General features: G+C 62.4%; 23 protein-coding genes. 6 read left to right on the top strand and 17 right to left on the bottom strand.

Going from position 1 to position 20,417, the window contains the following annotated elements; genetic code table 11:
- Window positions 1-60: 60 nt before the first annotated feature.
- From AC5STB_RS11585 to AC5STB_RS11575, 3 genes are read right to left on the bottom strand one after another with little or no spacing between them, the layout of a single operon-like run.
- On the bottom strand, window positions 61-588 hold the full coding sequence (locus tag AC5STB_RS11585) for a hypothetical protein (RefSeq protein ID WP_495442983.1): 528 nt from the start codon (window positions 586-588) through the stop codon (window positions 61-63).
- Entirely contained in the window at window positions 585-1,565 is a 981-nt protein-coding gene (locus tag AC5STB_RS11580) for a hypothetical protein (protein WP_495442982.1), read from the bottom strand. The genes AC5STB_RS11585 and AC5STB_RS11580 overlap by 4 nt, the downstream gene beginning before the upstream one ends.
- A complete protein-coding gene (locus tag AC5STB_RS11575) occupies window positions 1,566-2,291 on the bottom strand; it encodes a 16S rRNA (uracil(1498)-N(3))-methyltransferase (protein WP_495442981.1) in 726 nt (241 codons plus the stop codon).
- A 12-nt stretch (window positions 2,292-2,303) separates the two neighbouring features.
- On the opposite strand from AC5STB_RS11575, the gene ubiA reads away from it, so the two are divergent.
- Genes ubiA through AC5STB_RS11560 form a run of 3 tightly spaced genes read left to right on the top strand, consistent with a single transcriptional unit; the run spans window position 2,304 to window position 5,527 of the window.
- Window positions 2,304-3,266 carry a 4-hydroxybenzoate octaprenyltransferase gene (gene ubiA, locus AC5STB_RS11570; protein WP_495442980.1) on the top strand — a complete coding sequence of 321 codons (963 nt, stop codon included), beginning with the start codon at window positions 2,304-2,306 and terminating at the stop codon, window positions 3,264-3,266.
- A gap of 60 nt (window positions 3,267-3,326) precedes the next feature.
- Window positions 3,327-5,213 carry an OmpA family protein gene (locus AC5STB_RS11565; protein ID WP_495442979.1) on the top strand — a complete coding sequence of 629 codons (1,887 nt, stop codon included), beginning with the start codon at window positions 3,327-3,329 and terminating at the stop codon, window positions 5,211-5,213.
- Entirely contained in the window at window positions 5,213-5,527 is a 315-nt protein-coding gene (locus AC5STB_RS11560; RefSeq protein WP_495442978.1) for a hypothetical protein, read from the top strand. Before AC5STB_RS11565 ends, AC5STB_RS11560 begins: the two co-directional genes overlap by 1 nt.
- A 244-nt stretch (window positions 5,528-5,771) precedes the next feature.
- Here AC5STB_RS11560 and AC5STB_RS11555 read toward each other — a convergent pair whose 3' ends face one another.
- The 11 genes from AC5STB_RS11555 to AC5STB_RS11505 form a co-directional block, all read right to left on the bottom strand.
- On the bottom strand, window positions 5,772-6,218 hold the full coding sequence (locus AC5STB_RS11555; protein WP_495442977.1) for a molybdenum cofactor biosynthesis protein MoaE: 447 nt from the start codon (window positions 6,216-6,218) through the stop codon (window positions 5,772-5,774).
- 4 nt (window positions 6,219-6,222) lie between these two features.
- Window positions 6,223-6,468 (bottom strand): molybdopterin converting factor subunit 1, encoded by a 246-nt coding sequence (gene moaD, locus AC5STB_RS11550; protein WP_495442976.1) that lies wholly within the window; start codon window positions 6,466-6,468, stop codon window positions 6,223-6,225.
- The gene (gene pgsA, locus AC5STB_RS11545) at window positions 6,468-7,139 is read right to left on the bottom strand and encodes a CDP-diacylglycerol--glycerol-3-phosphate 3-phosphatidyltransferase (RefSeq protein ID WP_495442975.1); all 672 of its coding nucleotides are present in this window, start codon (window positions 7,137-7,139) and stop codon (window positions 6,468-6,470) included. The genes moaD and pgsA overlap by 1 nt, the downstream gene beginning before the upstream one ends.
- A gap of 162 nt (window positions 7,140-7,301) precedes the next feature.
- Window positions 7,302-9,182 (bottom strand): excinuclease ABC subunit UvrC, encoded by a 1,881-nt coding sequence (gene uvrC / locus AC5STB_RS11540; protein WP_495442974.1) that lies wholly within the window; start codon window positions 9,180-9,182, stop codon window positions 7,302-7,304.
- A 312-nt stretch (window positions 9,183-9,494) separates the two neighbouring features.
- The gene (locus tag AC5STB_RS11535) at window positions 9,495-10,322 is read right to left on the bottom strand and encodes an SDR family oxidoreductase (RefSeq protein ID WP_495444594.1); all 828 of its coding nucleotides are present in this window, start codon (window positions 10,320-10,322) and stop codon (window positions 9,495-9,497) included.
- Entirely contained in the window at window positions 10,303-11,265 is a 963-nt protein-coding gene (locus tag AC5STB_RS11530) for a calcium/sodium antiporter (RefSeq protein WP_495442973.1), read from the bottom strand. The genes AC5STB_RS11535 and AC5STB_RS11530 overlap by 20 nt, the downstream gene beginning before the upstream one ends.
- Window positions 11,262-11,435 (bottom strand): hypothetical protein, encoded by a 174-nt coding sequence (locus tag AC5STB_RS11525; RefSeq protein WP_019297160.1) that lies wholly within the window; start codon window positions 11,433-11,435, stop codon window positions 11,262-11,264. Before AC5STB_RS11525 ends, AC5STB_RS11530 begins: the two co-directional genes overlap by 4 nt.
- Window position 11,436: 1 nt before the next feature.
- Window positions 11,437-12,234 (bottom strand): S49 family peptidase, encoded by a 798-nt coding sequence (locus AC5STB_RS11520; RefSeq protein WP_495442972.1) that lies wholly within the window; start codon window positions 12,232-12,234, stop codon window positions 11,437-11,439.
- A 212-nt stretch (window positions 12,235-12,446) separates the two neighbouring features.
- Window positions 12,447-13,208: an ABC transporter permease gene (locus AC5STB_RS11515; protein WP_495442971.1), complete on the bottom strand. Its 762-nt coding sequence runs from the start codon at window positions 13,206-13,208 to the stop codon at window positions 12,447-12,449.
- Window positions 13,205-14,164 carry an ABC transporter ATP-binding protein gene (locus AC5STB_RS11510; protein WP_495442970.1) on the bottom strand — a complete coding sequence of 320 codons (960 nt, stop codon included), beginning with the start codon at window positions 14,162-14,164 and terminating at the stop codon, window positions 13,205-13,207. Before AC5STB_RS11510 ends, AC5STB_RS11515 begins: the two co-directional genes overlap by 4 nt.
- A gap of 111 nt (window positions 14,165-14,275) precedes the next feature.
- On the bottom strand, window positions 14,276-14,803 hold the full coding sequence (locus AC5STB_RS11505) for an SRPBCC family protein (RefSeq protein ID WP_495442969.1): 528 nt from the start codon (window positions 14,801-14,803) through the stop codon (window positions 14,276-14,278).
- Between the two features lie 175 nt (window positions 14,804-14,978).
- Here AC5STB_RS11505 and AC5STB_RS11500 point away from each other — a divergent pair, with 175 nt between their 5' ends.
- Window positions 14,979-15,653 carry an NAD(P)-dependent oxidoreductase gene (locus AC5STB_RS11500; protein ID WP_495442968.1) on the top strand — a complete coding sequence of 225 codons (675 nt, stop codon included), beginning with the start codon at window positions 14,979-14,981 and terminating at the stop codon, window positions 15,651-15,653.
- Window positions 15,654-15,836: 183 nt separating this feature from the next.
- On the opposite strand, the gene pobA is transcribed toward AC5STB_RS11500, so the two are convergent.
- Complete coding sequence (gene pobA, locus AC5STB_RS11495; protein ID WP_495442967.1) at window positions 15,837-17,018, bottom strand: 4-hydroxybenzoate 3-monooxygenase; 1,182 nt, start codon at window positions 17,016-17,018, stop codon at window positions 15,837-15,839.
- 104 nt (window positions 17,019-17,122) lie between these two features.
- On the opposite strand from pobA, the gene AC5STB_RS11490 reads away from it, so the two are divergent.
- Together AC5STB_RS11490 and AC5STB_RS11485 are read left to right on the top strand one after the other, a co-directional pair.
- Window positions 17,123-17,983: a helix-turn-helix domain-containing protein gene (locus AC5STB_RS11490; protein ID WP_495442966.1), complete on the top strand. Its 861-nt coding sequence runs from the start codon at window positions 17,123-17,125 to the stop codon at window positions 17,981-17,983.
- Between the two features lie 46 nt (window positions 17,984-18,029).
- On the top strand, window positions 18,030-19,133 hold the full coding sequence (locus AC5STB_RS11485; protein WP_495442965.1) for a CaiB/BaiF CoA transferase family protein: 1,104 nt from the start codon (window positions 18,030-18,032) through the stop codon (window positions 19,131-19,133).
- Here the strand turns inward: AC5STB_RS11485 and AC5STB_RS11480 are convergent.
- Window positions 19,130-19,297 (bottom strand): hypothetical protein, encoded by a 168-nt coding sequence (locus AC5STB_RS11480; RefSeq protein ID WP_495442964.1) that lies wholly within the window; start codon window positions 19,295-19,297, stop codon window positions 19,130-19,132. The two genes, AC5STB_RS11485 and AC5STB_RS11480, sit on opposite strands and share 4 nt — an antisense overlap.
- An 85-nt stretch (window positions 19,298-19,382) precedes the next feature.
- Complete coding sequence (gene hemE, locus AC5STB_RS11475) at window positions 19,383-20,417, bottom strand: uroporphyrinogen decarboxylase (RefSeq protein WP_495442963.1); 1,035 nt, start codon at window positions 20,415-20,417, stop codon at window positions 19,383-19,385.

Below are 20,417 nucleotides of genomic sequence, written 5' to 3'. Positions count from 1 at the left end.
GCACTCCGTCCTGTTAGGTCTGTCTTGAGCGGTCAGTCGTGGGCGGAATCGCCGCCGGTGTCAATGCAGGCGCTGATGTTCCGGGCGGGTGGCGGCGCGCTCCCAGATCACGACCTGGTGAGAGCCGCGGCGGCGCAACTCTGCCAGCATCCGCTCAGTCTTGAGGCCCGGGAGGGCGGCAAAGACGTCAAACAGCGCTTCATAACCCTCAGCATTCACCGGGATCGCCAGCGGCGGCTGCCCTGGCTGTTCCAACAGCCAATGCGGTGGTTTGGAGGTGTGGTCCAGCGCCAGCCGCTCCAGCTCCGAAGCCGCCACGGCACCGCCGGTGAGCGGCCCGAAATAGGCGATCTGCCCCTCGTCCACCTGCACGACACCCGGCCCGCTGGTGCCGCGCCGGAACCGCATCCGCTGCGCGCCGATGACGGCTGCCACCAAACCAGTGGCAACCAGCGCCCAACCGGTGATCGCGGTAAAGCCTGACGCGAAAAACGCCCACTTCAGCCCTAACAGGAACATCAGCGCCGCCGCCAGGACCTCGCGCCACTGCCACAATGCCTCTCGGGCTTCGGGGCGGATGAAGCTCATCTCAATATCCTTTTGCCTTGCCGCAGGTGGGCCAGGTACACCCGGATTCTTCGGCGCCTGACCCGCATCTTCCATGGCTTGCCCGGATTTCTAGCGTACATGGTAAAGTATGTAAGCCCGATGAAGAAAATCAGCAGGGAGTTGACTTCTTCGGCGGGAACAGTGCCGTGGGCCAGGAACTGGCGCAGCTCCTGCCGGTCCAACCCGAACAGCAACGGCCGGGGAATTTCCATCTCCCGATAATCCTTTGACACCAAAAACATAGCGGATTCGCGGGTTTTCATAACTCTTCCCGCGCGGTGAATGTCTACAGCGGACAGGACACCGTCATTGCGCAGAATAAAGTTGCGCGGGGCGAAATCGGGGTGACCCGGCGCTTTCTGCACAGGCCTTCCTGCCAGCCCGCCCAGCATGTCAAGCAAAACGCTGCCCAGTTCTGCCAGCAACCCGGCGTCGCGGTGCCGAACCCGGTGTTGCAGAACCTGGTTGATCTCAGCAGCCAAATTGTCCGCGTTCAACCCGGTTTGAGCGTAGTCCCCTTGCTCCGCCCAATGCTGCCAATCGCAACAGCGCTTGATCAGCTGCCTGCGGTTGACGCCGGGATCTTCCAGCAGCTTGTCAACCGGTGTGCCGTCCTCAAAGCTCACGACCACCAGCCCAAGATGCCCGGAACTGGCCAAAAGTTCATTGAAGGAAAACGCCTGATGCGGTTCAAGCGAGGCAAGTCTGTCCAGTGCCACCCTGGTCTGACCGACAAAACCGCGCCGGCTTCTCAGGCCCCAAAACTTTTTGATGACAACAGGACGAGCCTCCCGCTCGCCCTGAAAAACAGATGCTTCGGGAGAGGTTCTTAGGGCTGAAGCCAAAAACGCCTGCTGGCGGGGCCACCTCAAGTTTGCCTGGCGCTGCACCCGCGTCATCTGCCGCTCTGCGCCTTTCGGCCGCTTTGGTGTAATAAACCGCGCGACGTCATTCATTTACCAGTCTCCCAGCGTATGCTGCCACAGGGTCATTGCGGCCACAGCAGCGGTATCTGCGCGCAGAATGCGCGGACCGAGGCTGACCACATGGGATTGCGGCAGCGCGTGCAGGCGTTTCCGTTCAGCATCAGAAAAGCCTCCTTCCGGTCCGATCAGAATGGCCCAGGGCGCGTCTCTTTGTGTCTCTGCGGCCAATTCCAGCGCATTGCCCACCTCGGCCTCGTCGCAGAACATCAGCTGCCGTTCCTGCGGCCATTGGTCCAGGCGGCGCGAAAGTTTCTGCAAATCCGCCACCTCCGGCACATAGGTGCCGCCGCATTGCTCTGCCGCCTCGACCGCATGGGCCTGCAGGCGGTCCTGGCGGATGCGTTCGGAATTGGTGAACTCCGTCTGCACCGGAAGAATGCGGGCCGCGCCCATCTCCGCAGCCTTCTCGACGATGAAATCCGTGCGCGCCTTTTTGATTGGGGCAAACATCAGCCACAGGTCCGGCGGCAGCTGCAACGGCTTCGTCTGATCCTGACAGATCAGCGTGCCGCCGCGCTTCCCAGCCTCGGCGACCTCAGCCAGCCACTCGCCGTCCGTGCCGTTGAACAGCGCTACATGGGCGCCTGCCGCCTGCCGCATTACCCCGAACAGGTAATGCGCCTGATCACGATCCAAGGGAACCGATTGCCCTGCCCCCAAAGGGTGCTCTACATACAGTCTGATTTTTGCACTCATGGGGTCCTACATATGCAAGGCCAAAAGCCAGCGCCAGAGGGTCAGGTCGCAGATGCGGTCAGGGGAAACTGGGTTGACACAAATGCTCCGGAATGGGTGCGCCCCTATCTGCGGCTGTCCCGCGCCGACCGGCCGATCGGCACATGGCTGCTGCTGATCCCCTGCTGGTGGGGGCTGGCACTGGCGATCCTGGCAGACCAGAACCCGCGCTGGGGCGACCTGTGGATTGCGGTTGGCTGTGCCGCCGGGGCCTGGCTGATGCGCGGGGCGGGCTGCACCTGGAACGATATCACCGACCGTAACTTCGACGGCCAGGTGGAACGCACCCGCTCGCGGCCCATTCCCTCGGGCCAGGTCACTGTTAAGGGCGCGCTGGCCTGGATGGGGCTGCAATGCTTGGCCGGCCTTGCGATCCTGCTGACCTTCAATCAGGCGGCCATCGCCATGGGCATCCTGTCACTTCTGCCAGTGACGGTTTATCCTTTTGCCAAACGTTTCACGTGGTGGCCGCAGGTGTTTCTGGGCCTCGCTTTCAACTGGGGCGCCATGCTGGCCTGGGTGGCGCACACCGGCTCCATGGGCTGGCCGCCGGTTCTGCTGTATCTGGCCGGCATCGCCTGGACGCTGTTTTATGACACCATCTACGCCCATCAAGACACTGAGGACGACGCGCTGATCGGGGTGAAATCCACGGCCCGGCTGTTCGGTTCTGACACTCCGGTGTGGCTTCGCCGCTTCATCGTGGCCTTTGTCAGCCTCATGGCACTGGCCGTGATTACGGCGATGCTGGACAGCGCTTCGGTGCTGGCACTGGTTCTGGCGCTGGCCGCCCCCTGGGCGATGGGCTGGCATATGACCTGGCAGCTGCGTGCCTTTGACGCGGAAAACAGCGGCAGGCTTCTGCAACTGTTCCGGCTGAACCGCGATACCGGCCTGATCCCGCTCATCTTCTTTGTGCCGGCCATGTTCGTTTGATTGAACCACAGCCCCGTGCAGGGTAAGAGCCACTAACTGACCAAGGGAAATTGCCGCCATATGCGCTTGTCTTCTCTGCTGATTCCAGGCCTGGCATTCACCGCCGCCGCAGGGCTGAGCCTTGTCACCGCCGGTTTTGCAGTCACCGCTGTGGAGCACAGCTCCGAATCCGGGGTCCGGCAGGCCCTGGACCGCGCAGGGTTTACCTGGGCCGAGGTGACAGCTGACGGGCTGCAGGTTCTGCTTGAGGGCACCGCCCCGGATGAGGCAACGCGGTTTTCGGTGATTTCGCTGGTCGGCAGCGTTGTCGACGCTGCCCGGATCATTGACGGAATGGAGGTCCCCGCCGCCGAAGGGCTGGCACCGCCGCGGTTCTCCGCAGAAATCCTGCGCAATGACAGCGGCATTTCAATCATCGGGCTGATACCGTCGGGCTCCGGACGGGCGGCAATGGTGAAACAGCTCAACGCATTGGCCGGCGAAGGCAATGTGGCGGACCTGCTGGAAACCGCCCGGTATGACAAGCCCGGCGGCTGGCAGGAGTCGCTGGACTTTGCCATCGAGGCGCTGAAGCTGCTGCCGCGTGCCAAGATTTCGGTGGAGGCTGGCGAGGTCTCCATCACCGCGATCTCAGGCAGCGAAGACGCTAAGCACCAGCTGGAAGAGCAATTGGGCAGGCTGGCACCGCCGGGGCTTCGGCTGGCTATGGACATTGCCGCACCGCGCCCGGTGATCACGCCTTTCACCCTGCGGTTTCTGCTGGATAAAGACGGTGCCCAATTCGACGCCTGTTCCGCCGAAAGCGAGGAAAGCCGCAAGCGCATCCTTGCCGCGGCCCGCAAGGCCGGGCTGGAGGGCGCCGCCGATTGCGTGATCGGCATGGGTGTGCCCTCTCCCAACTGGGTCCGCGCGGCGGAGCTGAGCATCGCCAGTGTTGGTGAACTGGGTGGGGGTTCTGTCACCATTGCCAATGCCGACATCACCCTGGTCGCAGCGGAAGGCACTGCCAGCGGCAGTTTCGATCATGTGGTGGGCGAGCTGGAAAATGCCCTGCCCCGGGTCTTTGCCCTGCATGCGGTGCTGCCTGTTCCCGAAGCCAGCGCCACCGCCGGACCGCCGGAATTCACTGCCACGCTCAGCCCTGAAGGCCAAGTGCAGCTGCGCGGCCGGCTGAGCGACATGGCACTGCGGACCGTCGCGGACAGCTATGCCAAGGCGCGTTTCGGCTCCGGCAATGTGCACACAGCCACCCGGGTTGTCGCCGATCTGCCCGCCGACTGGCCGGTGCGGGTGCTGGCCGGGCTAGAGGCGCTCTCCTATCTGCAGCGCGGCGCGGTCACCGTGACGCCGGAGAACCTGGAACTGCGCGGCATGAGCTACCGCAAGAATGCACCGTCCGAAATTGCCCGCTTTCTGGCCGCCAAGCTGGGCGAGGCAGAGACCTACGGTCTCGACATCAGTTACGAGGAACCGCCCGCCCCCGCGGACCAGCCGATCCCGCCGGAACTTTGCGAGGCACAGCTGGACAGCGCCCAGAGCGAAACCAAGATTGCCTTTGAACCCGGCTCTGCCACCATCGCCGCGGAAAGCGCCGGCACGATGGACAGGATCGCGGACATCCTGAGCAATTGCGGCCCGGTGCGGCTGGAAATCCAGGGCCACACCGACAGCCAGGGCCGCGAGACGATGAATCAGACCCTCAGCCAGTCCCGGGCGCAATCCGTGCTGAACGAGCTGCGGGCGCGCCGGGTGGTGACCTCTACCTTTGCCGCCAAGGGTTACGGCGAGAGCGAACCGATTGCCGACAACGGCACCGAAGAGGGCCGCGAGGCCAACCGCCGCATCGAATTCAAGCTGGTCCGCCCGGCAGACCAGGCAGCGGCAGAAGGCCAGGAAAACGGCGAGCTCGCCGATAGCGCAGATGACGCACAGGAGACCACAGAGTAATGAACAGGACCGAGTTCATCATCACCACCGCGATCATCCTGTTTGCGGCCTTTGCCATGGGCTGGTTTGCCAACTGGCTGGTGCACCGTTTCACCCGGGTGCGGCAAAGCGACGTGGCCGACCTCGACAGGATGAGCCAGGAGCTGCATGAGGCTGAGGAAACCCGCGACCAGGCAATCACCTATTTGCAACAGCGCGAGGCGGAGCTGACCAACCAGCTGACCCAAACCGAAGCAGAGCTGCGCGCTGCGATGGACGGCCTGCGCGAGGCCCGCCGCGAGGCCGAGGAACTGCGCAGCCATATCCCGCACTGACGCGCGGCGCGGGCCTTTTTAAGACTCCGGCGGGCCGGAAAGGCCGCAGGCCCTGCAAAGCGGCTTGTCCTTTGCGCGCAAACCTTCAAGTGAATTAGCGTTTGCCCCGGATCGGCAGGCCTGCCCAATCAGGCCTTCTTAGCGCAATGAAAACGCCGCGCAATGCGCGGCGCCCGGCCCAACAGGCGGATATCATCTATTGATGATTGAATGTCTGGCGGGAGCACCCTGCTCCGCCCAGACCTCACCAGCGCTTCAGGGCATCCTCGTCGGCGTCCTTGGCCTCGACCCAGTCCGCGTTTCCTCCCGCCAGGATTTCCTTCTTCCAGAACGGGGCGCGGGATTTCAGATAGTCCATCAGATATTCCGCCGCTTCAAAGGCATCCTTGCGGTGGCGCGCCGCAGTGGCGACCATCATGATGCGCTCGCCCGGGACCAGACGGCCATGGCGGTGGACCACCAGCGCATCGGCCAGCGACCAGCGGCTCATGGCCTCCTCCGCAATGGCGGTCAGCGCCTTTTCCGTCATGCCCGGGTAATGCTCGATCTCCATCGCCTGAAGCCCGCCTTGATCAGCATCGCGCACCACGCCGGTGAAGGTCACAACGGCGCCTGCGTTTTCAACCCCTGCAGCAAAGGCGTCGCTCTCTGCCCCCAGCTCGAACGGAGCATCCTGCACGGAAATCCGCATCGCCTCACCCCCCGGTCATCGGCGGAAAGAAGGCCACCTCGCGCACCCCATCAAGCGGCGCATCGAATTCCGAGAGCTCCTGGTCCAAAGCCACGCGCAGCGCCGACAAGTCGGCAAAGGCAGCGGCATAGCGCTCCTCGCGGGCACGCAGTTCTTCGACCAGGTCCGCGACCGTAGCGGCAGTGGTCTCCACCCGCTCGCGCGGCAGTCCGATACGTTCACGCACCCAGGCAAAATACAGAACATCCATCAGTGCGCCTCCTTCAGATGCGGCATCGCCTTTCGCAAGTAATCGAATCCGGTGATGGCAGTAAGGGCGGCGGCAATCCACAGCAGCCACAGGCCGATACGGCCAGTCCATACCATACCTTGGAATTTCCAGCGCAAACCCACTTCATCGGATACCTGCCCTGTCATGATCTGTTCGATCAGCGCCTGATCCATTCCAAAGGAGGACATCACCAGATAATGCTCAAAGATGCCTTGCGAAAACAGCGTTGCGATGGCGATCATCTGGGCGGTGGTTTTCCACTTGGCGAGTTTTGTCACCTTCAGCGTACCGGCTGTGTCACCCAGGAATTCGCGCAGGCCGGACACAAACACCTCGCGGAACAGAATCACCGTGGCGGGCAGCACCAGCCAGGGTGTCCAGTGTTCGGCGGAATAGCCCACGAGGATCATCAGCGCGATCACCACCATCGCCTTATCGGCTATCGGGTCCAGCATCGCGCCCATTTTGGTTTCCTGCTTCCAGGCGCGTGCCAGGTAGCCGTCGAACCAGTCGGTCACTGCTGCTGTCACAAACAGCAGCAATGCAAACCAGTCTGCATAAGGCCGGGTGAAGTACAAAAACATCACGGCGAGGCCGGGTGCCGCGATCAGCCGCAGCAGGGTGAGGATATTCGGCAAGGTCCACTTCATGCGGCGCACATTATCCGGCTGTTTCCCAAGTGGAAAGCGGGCTTGATCAAAATTCGGCAATCGCTGGCATTAGCAAACCGCAGCAACTGGCGGCATCCCCGCGAAGCTGCACTCCTGACGTGTGCTGCTGTTCCGGCGGACATGCCCTGCCGGAACGGCAAGCTACCCTTGCGCATGAAAGTGGTCGTAAATCCGCTCTGCCAGGGCTTCGGATATCCCATCCACTGCCTTGAGGTCGGCCAGATTGGCACGGCTTACGGCCTTGGCGCTGCCAAAATGCGCCAGCAGCGCCCGCTTGCGCGAGGCCCCGACCCCAGGCACCTCATCCAGCGGGGTTGCACTGACCGCCTTGGCGCGTTTGGCACGGTGTGTGCCGATTGCAAAGCGGTGCGCCTCGTCGCGCATTCGCTGGATGAAATAGAGCACCGGGTCATTGCGCTGCAGGGCAAAGGCGCTTTCGCCCGGACGGTAGAATTCTTCCTTGCCATGGTCGCGGTCCACGCCCTTGGCAACGCCCACCATCGGGATGTCCTGCACACCGTGCGCCTCCATGATCTCTGCCACCGCAGAGACCTGCCCGGCACCGCCGTCGATCAGCAGCAGATCAGGCCAAAGCCCCTTCTCCCTGCCGGGATCTTCCTTCAGAAGGCGTGAGAAGCGGCGGTTCAGCACTTCTTTCATCATGCCAAAGTCATCGCCCGGCACCAGATCATCGCCCCGGATGTTGAACTTGCGGTAGGCGTTTTTCAGGAAGCCCTCCGGCCCCATCACAATCATGCCGCCAACCGCATTGGTGCCCTGGATATGGGAGTTGTCGTAGACCTCGATCCGCTGCGGCGGGCCCTCCAACCCAAAGGCCTCGGCCAGTCCGCGCAGCAGTTTGGCCTGCGTTGCACTTTCCGCCATTCGGCGAGCCAGGCTTTCGCGGGCATTGCGCACAGCAAAGGCCACCAGCTCTGTCTTTTCGCCGCGCTGAGGGACCAGCAGCTCAACCTTGCGCTCTGCCTTCTCGCTCAGCGCCGCCTCCATCAGGTCGGCGTTTTCGATGGCATCGGACAGGATCAGCTGGCGGGGCGGCTCCTTGTTGCTGTAGAACTGGCCCAGGAAGGCTTCCATAATCTCTGCCGGGCTGTTGTCTGCGTCTACACGGGGATAAAAGTCCTGGTTGCCCCAGTTCTGGTTCGCACGGATGAAAAAGACCTGCACGCAGGCCTGACCGCCGTCCATATGCAGGCCGATCACATCCGCCTCTGCCACCCCGCGCGGGTTGATGCCTTGGGAGGTCTGCACCTGGGTCAGCGCCTTGATCCGGTCACGCAGCGCGGCGGCGCGCTCAAATTCCATCGCCTCGGAGGCGGCCATCATCTGCTCGGCCAGCTCCTCCTGGATCTTGGTGGAGCGGCCGGACAGGAAGCGTTCGGCATCGCGCACGCTTGCAGCATATTCCACCTCGCTGATCAGCCCCGTGCAGGGGGCAGTGCAGCGTTTGATTTGATACTGCAGGCAAGGCCGGGTGCGGGTCTCGAACATGGAATCCGAACAATTGCGCAGGAGGAATGCCTTTTGCAGCTGGTTCAAAGTCCGGTTCACCGCGCCAGCGCTGGCGAAGGGGCCAAAATAGCTGCCCTTCTGCTTGCGGGCGCCGCGGTGCTTCTTGATCTGCGGAAAGGCGTGATCCTTAGCGACCAGAATATTCGGGAAGCTTTTATCGTCGCGCAAAAGCACATTGTACTTGGGCTTCAGCTGCTTGATCAGGTTCTGTTCCAGCAGCAGTGCCTCGGTTTCCGTCCGCGTGGTCAGGAACATCATTGAAGCCGTGAGCGCGATCATCCGCTCAATCCGCGGGCTGTTTCCGGGCCTGGTGTAGTTCGACACCCGCGCCTTGAGATTGCGCGCCTTGCCCACATAGAGAACCCGGCTGTCGGCATCCAGCATCCGGTAAACGCCGGGCGATGCGTCCAGCGTTTTTACGTAATCCTGGATCACCGGATAACCGGTGCGGGCGGGCGAATCCGGAGCGGTTCCGGCATGCTGTTCAGTCATGCGCCCAGACATATGATTCCCTGCCCTTGGCTGCAACGTTTGCCTGCCTGGATCAAGAGCGGGGAAATCCACGGAAGCTGTGGATAACTACGGAGATATCTTTGGGCTATCCCGCCTTTTCTCTTATTTTGGGGCGGTTTCGGACGAATGCTTAAAATTTAGGCGCTTCTATAAGACGCTGAGTTAACAGAACATTTTATCCAACGCCTGACAAGGTTTTGAAAATAAAGGCACTTTTGTAACGCTTCCGTGACGGCGCGTGAACCAGTGCAAAACTTGCAGGGAAAGCGACAGTTTTTGCCCCTGTTGGCGTCACTCAAGACCGTCGCTGTCGGGGGTCTGCCAGGCAAGATGCTGGCCGCCGTCTACGCAGATCATCTGGCCCGTCACCGCCTTTGCCTGCAGCAAATAGGACAGCGCCGCGGTGACGTCGCCGGCATCCGCGCCGCGCTGCAAAATCGTGGCCTTGCGCTGGCGGGTGAACTGATCGGCGCTTTGCCGCGGCCCCCGCAGGGTCGGCCCTGGCCCAATAGCGTTGACGCGGATTCGCGGCGCCAGCGCCTGAGCTGCAGTCTGTGTCAGCGTCCAGAGCGCCGATTTGGCCAGTGTGTAACACATGAAATCGGGTGTCAGCTTGCGCACGCGCTGGTCGACCATGTTGACCGCCAGCCCCCAGGCGCGCGGCTCTCCGCCCGCATCCTGTTCCAGAGGCACATCTTGCTCTGCCATAGCTTGCAGCAGCACAAACGGCGTGCGCAAATTGCTATTCAGATGCCGGTCCCAGCTTTCCCGGGTGGCCGAGGCCAGCGTGTCATGCTCAAAAATCGAGGCGTTGTTGACCAGGCAGGCAACCGGGCCGCCAAGCGCCCCAGCCGCGCGGGGCAGCAGCGCCGCGGCCTCCTCCTCACTCAGAAGATCCGCCTGCAGTGCCGCAGACCGGCGGCCCATTTTTCGGATTTGCGCAGCCACATCCTCCGCCGCCTGAGCCGAGGACGCATAGTGCACAGCAACATCATAGCCTTGCGCTGCAAGCTCCAGCGCCATGGCCCGGCCCAGCCGTCTGCCCGCCCCGGTCACCAATGCCCGCATCTGCGCCTCCCTGCTGCTAGCACTGACAGAGTTAGAACAGGACGAAGAGATACGCCAGATAGAGCGTGGTCAGGACGACACCCCAGATGCGGGTGATGTCCTGCTTGAAGAAGACAAAAGGGATCAGCAGAAGCGAGGCGGCCAGCATTACCCACAAATCAAACTGCAGGAACTCCGGGTCCACGCTGATTGGACCGATGAAAGTGGCGATACCGATAATGGCCAGCAGGTTGAACATGTTGGACCCGATCACATTGCCCAGCGCCACATCCGCCTGGCGGCGCAGCGCCGCCGTCACTGTCGTTGCCAATTCCGGCAGCGAAGTTCCAATCGCCACTAGCGTCAGGCCGATAACGGTCTCGCTGACGCCGTAAAGGCGCGCAATGATGGTGGCATTATCCACGAGCAGATCAGCCCCCAGAGGCAGACCAATCAGGCCCAGCAGCAGGTAGACGCCGACACGCCAGTACGGCATGTCCGGATCGGCTTCTTCGATCTCTTCCAGGTTTGGTTCCGTGGCGCAGCCGTTGCCTTTGCCATTGCGCCGGTGGTTGCGGGCATCGCGGAAGGCCACTCCAAGCACACCAGACAGCGCTGCCAGCAGGATTAGGCCGGACCAAAGCGTGAAGGTGCCGCTGAAGGCCAGGCCAATGAACAACACCGAGGCACCCAGCATAAAAACATAGTTTCTGCGGGTGCTGCATTCACTGGTGTGCAAGGCCCGCATCAGGGCCGGTATGCCCAGCACCAGCAGGATATTGGCGGTGTTCGACCCAACGACATTGCCCAGCGCAATACCATCGGCGCCTTCTTGCACAGCGCTGATGGCAATCAGCAGTTCCGGTGCCGAGGTGCCAAAGGCGACGATGGTCAGGCTGACAATCAGCGCAGGCACCCCCAGCCGCAGGCTGAGGTTCACCGCGCCGCGCACCAGTGCGTCGCCCGCCAGCAGCAGGATAACCAGACCAAGCGCCGAGTACAGCCATGGCATCATTTGCCACGATCTCCTTTTTTACAGGCACACGGCCCCTTGCCGATCTTGAAGCGGCCGCAGGACGGGCAGCGCCTGGAATTGATTTGCTTCTGGCCGGGAAACCGCAACTTGCCGAACATCGCAAGAACAGCCATCACCACCAGAAAGATTGCAACGATCTTGAACAGCACGTCAGAGACCGAAACGCGCGTATTCGGCGCGTTCCTCAATCCCGGCCAGCGCATCCTGCGCGACCTGCATGCCAAAGCGGCTCAAGAACGGTTTCTTCAGGCCGTAGCGGCGAAAGCGGACCTTCTCGCCGTAACGTTCCTGCATCTTGGGTTTCAGATGGCCGATGCCATCGATCAGCCCCAGTTCTTCGGCCCGTCGCGCCAGCCAGATCTCACCTGTGAACAGGTTTTCATCACTGTGCAGCTTGGACCCGCGGCGTTCGGTAACATGGTCGATAAAATTGGCATGGATATCGTTCAAGACCACCTTGAGACGCTTCACGTCCTCCGGGTTCTCCGGGCGGAACGGGTCCAGCATGGATTTGCTCTCACCCGCGGTATAAACCCGCCGCTCCACCCCCTGGCGGGCCAGCAGCACGTGGGCGCCAAAACCCGCCGAGATCACCCCGACCGAACCCAGCACGGAACTGGCGTCAGCCCAGATCTCATCCGCGGCTGCAGCCAGCCAGTAACCGCCCGATGCCGCAACATCCTCGACAAAGGCATAGACCGGGATGTCCATCTCCTCGGCCAGGCGGCGGATGCGGGCACCGATCAGCGAGCTTTGAACTGGTGAGCCGCCCGGAGAGTTGATCTCCAACGCCACAGCTGCGGGTTTCCCCTTGCGGAAAGCACGCTCCAGCACCGGCGCCAGTGCAGTGTCGCTCAAGGAACCGCGGCCAGGCATTCCGATGGCACCATTCAGGCGCACCACTGCCACCAGCGGCTGTCTTTTCAGGAAAGGCAGGCGAAATCTCATGGCGCCGATGTAGAGGGCCGCCCGGGGTGAAACAAGGTGCGCCGCCTGGGGAATTGACCTGATATGCAAAAACCACACAGCCGCGGGCATATATGCAACGCTGCCTTGCACCCGGCAAATGGCTTGGATGTTCTCGCGCCCGTCAGGCCAGCAGCGTGCCGCTGCCCCATTCTGAGCGGCGGCAAGCCCTTCCGCATACCCATAGCCCTGGATCAAGCCCGGATGCGCCAACCGGTTTTGAAGATCCACCAGATCACCCCCATGCAAGCCAGCGTAAAACCGCCAATGGCGCAAAGGCTCAGCAGCACAGGCACGTCTGCCTGGCCGAAAAATGCCCAGCGGAAGCCGGAGACCAGATAGACCACCGGGTTGAACAGAGTAATCGTCTGCCAGACCGGCGGCAGCATCGAAATCGAGTAGAACGACCCGCCCAGGAACACCAGCGGCGTCACCACCAGCAATGGCACCAGCTGCAGCTGTTCGAAATTGCCCGCCCAGATGCCGATGATGAACCCCATCAAGGAGAAGCTGAGGCAGGTCAGAACCAGAAACGCTACCATCGCCAGCGGATGCTGGACTGAAAGATCCACAAACAGCGAGGCAGTGCACAGGATCACTGTGCCGATGAACAGGGATTTGGTCGCCGCCGCGCCGACAAACCCCGCCACCACTTCCAGAAAATTGATCGGTGCCGACAGGATTTCGTAGATGTTGCCGATAAACTTGGGAAAGTAGATCCCAAAGGATGCGTTCGAGATGCTCTGGGTAATGACCGACAGCATCACCAGCCCCGGCACGATGAATGCACCGTAGTCGACACCATCAACTTCTTGAATGCGGCTGCCGATGGCGCTGCCGAACACCACGAAGTAAAGCGACGTGGACAGGACAGGCGAGATGAAGCTTTGCAGAAAAGTGCGCCAGAACCGCGCCATTTCCGCCTTGTAGATGGTGGCAACTGCGGTCCAGTTCATGCTGCATCTCCTGCGGCTGCGCCATTCGAGGCCGTCCCGCCGGAGACCAGGCCCACAAAGATGTCTTCCAAGCTGGATTCCCGGGTCTGCACATCCGCCAGCATCAGCCCGGCCTGGGCCACATCGTTCAGCAAGGTGGTGATACCAGTCCGCTCAGCCCGCGCGTCATAGGTGTAAAGCAGCGCCCCACCGCCGTTGACAAGCTGCAGATTGTGCTGAACCAGCGCCGCGGGGATCGTCTCGACTGGTGCAGTCAGCTGCACCTCGAGCTGCTTCTGCCCCATCCGGGCCATCAGCTGCTCCTTTTCCTCGACCAGCAGGAGCTCACCGCCGGTGATCACACCAATCCGATCTGCAATCGCTTCCGCTTCCTCGATGTAGTGCGTTGTCAGAATGATGGTGACCCCGTCCGCCTTCAGCTCGCGGACGATCTCCCACATGTCCTTGCGCAGCTCGACGTCCACGCCGGCGGTCGGCTCATCCAGAAACAGGATGCGCGGCTCATGCGCCAGCGCCTTGGCGATCAGCACCCGCCGTTTCATGCCGCCTGACAGATCCATGATCCGGCTGTCCCGCTTTTCCCACAGCGACAGCTTGCTCAGCACCTCCTCCACCAGCGCCGGATCAGCGGGCTTACCGAACAGGCCGCGGGAGAATGTGACCGTGTCCAGCACCTTGGTGAAGGGTTCCAGCGTGATTTCCTGCGGCACCAGGCCGATCAGCGCACGAGCGTGCCGGAATTGCGAGACATTGTCGAAGCCGCCGACGCTGACACTGCCGGATGTCGCGGTGGTAATCCCGCAAATGGTGGAAATCAGCGTAGTCTTACCTGCGCCATTGGGACCGAGCAGCGCCAGTATTTCGCCTTCGTAAATATCCAGCGAGACGCCTTTCAGCGCCTGAAAACCGCCATCGTATGTTTTGCGCAGATCGCGGATCGACAGGATCGCCGCCATGATGCCTCCGGGATGGTCTCAAATCCCGGCCACCCTAGCGGCGGTTCGCCGCATCTGCCAGCCCTGCGCTGCGGTGAGGTCCGCAGAAAGACCTGTGCGCCAGCGCAGGGATCAGCTGCGGCCTGTGATCTTGCTGAACCAGCCCTGTTGCTCATCCTTGCCTTCTGCCTCCGTCGCATCGGCGTCTCCGCCAGGGTCTTGCGGCCCCAGATGCGCCTGCAGATTAGCAAAGAACTGGTCCGCCATCTTCTTGGCAAAACCATCAATGATCCGGCTGCCAAGCTGCGCTAGCTTGCCGCCGACCTTGGCCTCCACATCATAGGACAGCAGCGTGCCGCCCTCCGACGGCGCCAAAGTCACGACAGCGCCGCCTTTGGCAAAACCGGCTGCGCCGCCCTTGCCCTCCCCGGAAATCGTCAGCTTTTCGTTTTCGGCCAGGTCCGACAGTGCTACCTGCCCTTTGAACGTCGCTTTGACCGGTCCGACCTTTTGGGTGACCGTCGCGTCAAAGCCGTCTTCCGGTGTGCCGGTCACTTCCTGCGCGCCGGGCACGCAGGCCTTCAGCACCTCTGGGGACAGCAGCGCCGCATAAACAGTTGCCGGATCGGCGGCGATCTCTTTTTGGTCACTCATCTGCATGGGCCGGGCCTCCCTGGCGCTATGTTGCGGTTCCTTTCAGACCTAGCCGCCCCGCCCCGCCCTGCCAAGCCCGCGGCTGTCTAGCTGGCATGCTTAGTCCTCCTGCCGTTCAATTTTACCTTGACGTCAAGATTTAATTTCTAATATCTCGATATCGAGACAAATGGAGCAAGCTATGAAGATCATTCTTTTTGGTGCCACCGGCGACGTTGGCGGCGCAGCATTGCAGGCCGCAGTTTCCCGCGGCCATCACGTCACCGCCGTGGCACGCAATCCGCAGGCCCTGGGGGCCATCAGCCCGAACGTGACGCCGCTGGCGCTGGACCTGCTGGACCAACCGCACGCCGCGGCGGAAGCTGCCAGGGGGCACGATCTGGTGATCAGCGCCCTGCGCCCTCCGGCTGGGCGGGAGGCGGATCTGGTGCCGCTGACCCGCACTGCGCTGGCGGCTGCGCGGCGGGCAGGCGTTCCCGTGCTGGTAACAGGCGGTGCTGCAACGCTGAAACTGGCAGATGGCAGCGGCCATACAGTGCTGAGCGCACCGGGCTTCCTGCCCGATGGCGTCCGCCCGATTGCCGAGGCCTGCGCCGCGCAAGACGCGCTGCTGCATGCGGAAACAGAAGCGCAATGGACCTGCCTGCGCCCACCCGCGATGCTGTCAGAAGGGCCGCACACCGGCAGTTACCGCTTTGGCACCGACACGCTGGTCACGGATGTAATGGGCAATTCTCAGATCTCCTTTGCAGATTTTGGCGCAGCGCTGCTGGACCTGGCCGAAGCACCGCGCGGCGGCTGCCGGAAACTGACGGTTGCCTGGGGCGCTCCCGCCCCCGCCCTGGCGGCCGGCTGACGCCGGACCTTGGGCAGCGTTGGGCCGGGCAGCGCGCATTGCGCGCTGCAGCGCCGCGCTTCTGCGCGGCGCCGGCCCCAAGGCTTTGCCGGGTATCTGCGATGCACAGCAAAGACGCGGGAGCTTCCCGGTAAGCAGCCGTTTGACGCAGCCGCGAGGCAACACGCTCAGTACGCAACACGCTCAGTACGGCAGCCCAACATAATTCTCTGCCAGCGAGACCTGCGCCGCTTCCGAGGAAAACAGGTAGTCCAGTTCTGCTCTTTGCAGTCTCAGGTCTGTCTCAGATCCCTCCGGTGCGCGGTGCAGCAGGTTGGTCATCCACCAGCTGAACCGCTCCGCTTTCCAGACCCGCGCCAGCGCCTTTTCCGAGTAGGCCTCCAGCCCAGCACTATCCCCCTTCAGGTAGTGGTCCAGGAAGCCATGGTAGAGGTAGTGGATATCTGAGGCCGCCAGATTCAGCCCCTTGGCACCGGTGGGCGGCACAATATGGGCAGCGTCGCCCGCCAGGAACAGGTTGCCGTAGCGCATTGGCTCAGCAACAAAACTGCGAAGGGGCGCGATGGATTTCTCGATCGACGGGCCGGTCTGCAAGCCTGCGGCCACATCCTGCGGCAGCCTCCGTTTCAGCTCCTCCCAGAAGGCTGCATCGCTCCAATCCTCCAGGCGGTCAGTCTGCGGCACCTGGATGTAGTAACGGCTTAGAATCCGGCTGCGCAGAGAGCAAAGGGCAAAGCCGCGCTCGTGCCGGGCATAGATCAGCTCTTCTGACACCGGCGGCGTCTCTGACAGAACGCCAAGCCAGCCAAAAGGATAGACCTTCTCATACTCCTTCAGCACATCGGCGGGAATGGACTTGCGGCTGACCCCATGGAACCCATCAGCGCCGACAATGAAATCGCACTCGGCCCGCTGGGCTTCTCCATCCTGGTCCCAAGTCACGAAGGGGCGCGCATCGGTCAGCGCCTGCGGCTGTACATTCTGTGCCTCATGAATGACCAAGCCGCCCATCGCGTCCCGTGCCGCGTAGAGATCACGGGTCACCTCGGTCTGCCCATAGACCATCACCGTCTCGCCACCAGTGCGGCCAGCCAAATCGATGCGGTCCAGCCGCCCCTGATGGGCGATGTGAAACCCCTCGTGGATTTCCCCCTCGCGGTCCATGCGTCCGCCGCAGCCCGCCTCGTGCATCAGATTGACGAATCCATGCTCCAGCACGCCTGCACGGATGCGGCCCAGAACATGTGCTCGCGAGTGCTTTTCCAGCACGATTGAGCTAATCCCCTTGCGGTGCAACAGCTGCGACAACAACAGCCCCGAAGGCCCGCCTCCGATGATGACAACCTGCGTCTGATGCGTGGACATGCGCGTTCCCCTGATCGGTTGCTGAACTCGTGCACTAAGGATTATGCGCTGGCCTCAGGTTTTTGCGAATGGACCAAGCGCTCTGAAACTTATAGATTTCGTACATGCCTTCTTCTTTCCCCATCGACAGCTACAACCTGTTCGGCGAAACAGCTGAGCTGGCCGATGCGCTGCATGTAGAGACGATACGTGCCCGCTCAGAGCTTTATGACTGGGAATTGAGGCCGCACCGGCACGCCCGGTTGCATCAGCTGCTGATCCTGAGCGGCGGTACCGGTGCCGCGGAAATTGACGGAAACAAACATACGCTTGCCCCGCCGTGCCTGGTCAATGTGCCGCGCGGGGTGGTGCACGGGTTCCGCTTTGGGAAGGGCACAAGCGGCTGGGTCATTACCCTTGCCTCCGATTTCCTGGACCAGAATCTGGTACCAGGCGAAGGGGTGCGCGGCGTTCTGGATCTGCCCGCCGTTCTGCCGCTGCCGCAAGGACTTCAGGGTTTGGCGGAGCAGCTTTTCAGCGAATACGGGCGCCGGGATTTTGGCCGTGCGCAGATGCTGCGCGGACTGGTGCTGTCTGTAGCTGCAGCTGCCGCGCGTGCCATCAGCTCAGATCGGGTTGACAGTTCACGGCCTTCCGCCAGCCCGCTGTTTGCGCGCTTTGAGGCGCTGGTAGAGCGGGATTTCCGCCAGCGCCGCCCGCTGGCAGCGTATGCGAAAGAACTAGCAGTCTCCCCGACTCATCTGAACCGCATCGCCCATCAGGCGACCGGGCAGCCTGCCTCGGCGCTGGTCAACGCCCGCGTCCTGCGCGAGGCGCGGCGGCTGCTGATCTACACCAATCTGACCGCGGCGCAGATCGCCTATGAGCTGGGTTTCAATGAACCCTCCCATTTCAGCCGGTTCTTTGCCAAGGGGACCGGAATGCCGCCACGGAAATTCCGCCAGCAGCTTGCCGGAACCGCCTGACCTGCCGCAGACTGGCTCCGGCCGAACACCGCATTAAGGGGCGCACATGCTGCAGGGGATCCGCATTCTGGAGGTTGAAGGGCTGGGTCCCGGCCCCTTTGCCGCGATGACACTGGCCGACCTCGGGGCGGAGGTGATCTGTGTGCACCGGCCGTGCACCACCCGTACACCGGGCGATGCACCGGGGATGCCGGAACATTCGCTTTTGGACCGCGGGAAGCGGTCAATCACACTGGACCTAAAGGACCCAGGCGGCACCGAAACGTTCCTGAAACTTGCCAAAACCGCACATGGGCTGATCGAGGGCTTCCGCCCCGGCGTGATGGAACGGCTGGGCCTGGGACCGGAGCAATGCCATGCGGTGAACCCTGGCTTGGTTTATGGCCGGATGACCGGCTGGGGGCAGGACAGCCCGCTGGCCCATGCGGCGGGACATGACCTCAATTACATCTCGCTGTCGGGCGCGCTGTGGTATGCGTCACACCCCGGCGATGCGCCGCTGACGCCGGCCACGCTGGTGGGCGATATCGGCGGCGGCGCGATGTATCTGGTGGCGGGGATGCTGGCTGGCATCCTCAAGGCCCGGACCACAGGCGCAGGCTGTGTGGTGGATGCCGCGATCTATGACGGATCGGCCCATATGATGAACCTTTTGATGTGCATCCGGCAGGCAGGCAATTTTGGCGTCACACGTGGAGCAAGCCTGCTCGACGGGCCGCATTGGAGCCGCACTTATGCTTGCGCAGACGGCGGCTATGTTTCGGTCCAATGCCTGGAGCTGAAATTCTATGCGCTGTTCCTGGAGAAACTGGGGCTGGCGCAGGACGCAGAGTTTGCGCAGCAGTTCGACAAGGCGCGTTGGCCCGCGCTCACCGGCCGTCTTGCCGGGATCTTTGCCAGCCAGCCGCGCGATCACTGGGCGGCGCTGTTCGCGGGGTCTGATGCCTGTGTGGCCCCGGTGCTGAACCCGGAGGAAGCGCTGTCGCATGAGATGAACGCCCGGGGCACTTGGGTTGAAGACCAAGGCGTGCTGCAAGCCGCCCCTGCCCCGCGGTTTTCCGGCCAGCCTGATTGGACACCGCCGGAAATCCCGCATCGCGGCCAGCACACACAGGAAATCCTGACGGAGCTGGACCGGCAGCAGCCTTAGTCTTCTTTCTTGGCCTTCTCAGCCGCGGCTTTCATCCGCTTGAGCAGATCGCTTTTGTCCGCTTGCTTGCCAAAAGGGTTCTTCTTGGTGCCCTTGGCATTATGTTCGGCATGACGTGGTTTATTCTTGCCCATCTTGGGTGCTCCAGATTTACCGTAATCCACCGTTATGTCCTCATTCGCGGCGCGTATTGCTGCGCTGATGCCCGAAACCGCCGCCCGGCACAAGGGCCGGGCGGCGAGTAACAGGTCAGCTGCCCCTGACCGTGTCGATCATCAGCTGCACGTTGTCCGGGTTGGCGTCGGGAGTGATGCCGTGGCCCAGATTGAAGATATGCGGGCCGTTCTTGAACGCCTCAACGATGCGGCGGGTCTCATCCACCAGCTCTTGCCCGCCGGTCACCATGTGGCGGGAGGCCAGGTTGCCCTGCACGCAGCCGTCAACTTGCACATTGGCGGCGGCCCAGACCGGGTCAACGGAGTTGTCCAGCGCCACGCAGTCCACACCGGTTGCCTTGGCAAAGCCCACGTATTTCTCGCCCGCCTCGCGCGGGAAACCGATGACGGGGATGCCAGGGTGGCGCTCCTTCAGCGCCGCGGTGATCTGGCGGCAGGGTTCCAGCGCATATTTCTGGAACGCCTCGCCCTTCAGCGAGCCTGCCCAGCTGTCAAAGATCTTGACCACTTCGGCACCGGCCTCGATCTGCTTGGAGAGGTAATCAATGGTCGCCTCAGTGATCCGTGCCAGCAGCGCCTCAAACAGCGCGGTGTTTTCCTCGCGCAGGGCATGGGCCGGCCCCTGGTCCGGGGTGCCGCGGCCTGCGATCATGTAGGTCGCCACGGTCCAGGGCGCGCCGGCAAAACCGATCAGCGTGGTTTCGGACGGCAATTCACGCGACAGGATGCGAACGGTTTCATAGATCGGGTTCAGCGTCTCGTGGATATCGGAGGCCGGGCCCAGCTTGGCAAAATCCGCTTCCGTCGAGATGGTCGACAGCCGAGGGCCTTCGCCGGTCACGAACCACAGGTCTGCGCCCAGTGCCTGCGGGATCAGCAGGATGTCGGCAAACAGGATCGCCGCGTCAAAACCGTAACGGCGGATTGGCTGCAGCGTCACCTCAGCAGCAAGGTCGGAGTTGTAGCAGAGCGACAGGAAATCCCCGGCCTCAGCGCGGGTGGCGCGGTATTCCGGCAGATAGCGGCCCGCCTGGCGCATCATCCAGATCGGCGGCACATCCTGTTTTTCACCCGCCAATGCGCGCAGCAGCTTCTTTTGTCCGGCCAT

It is taken from the genome of Leisingera sp. CC-HEC093 (assembly GCF_059429195.1).
This window is presented reverse-complemented; position numbering and strand designations above follow the sequence as displayed.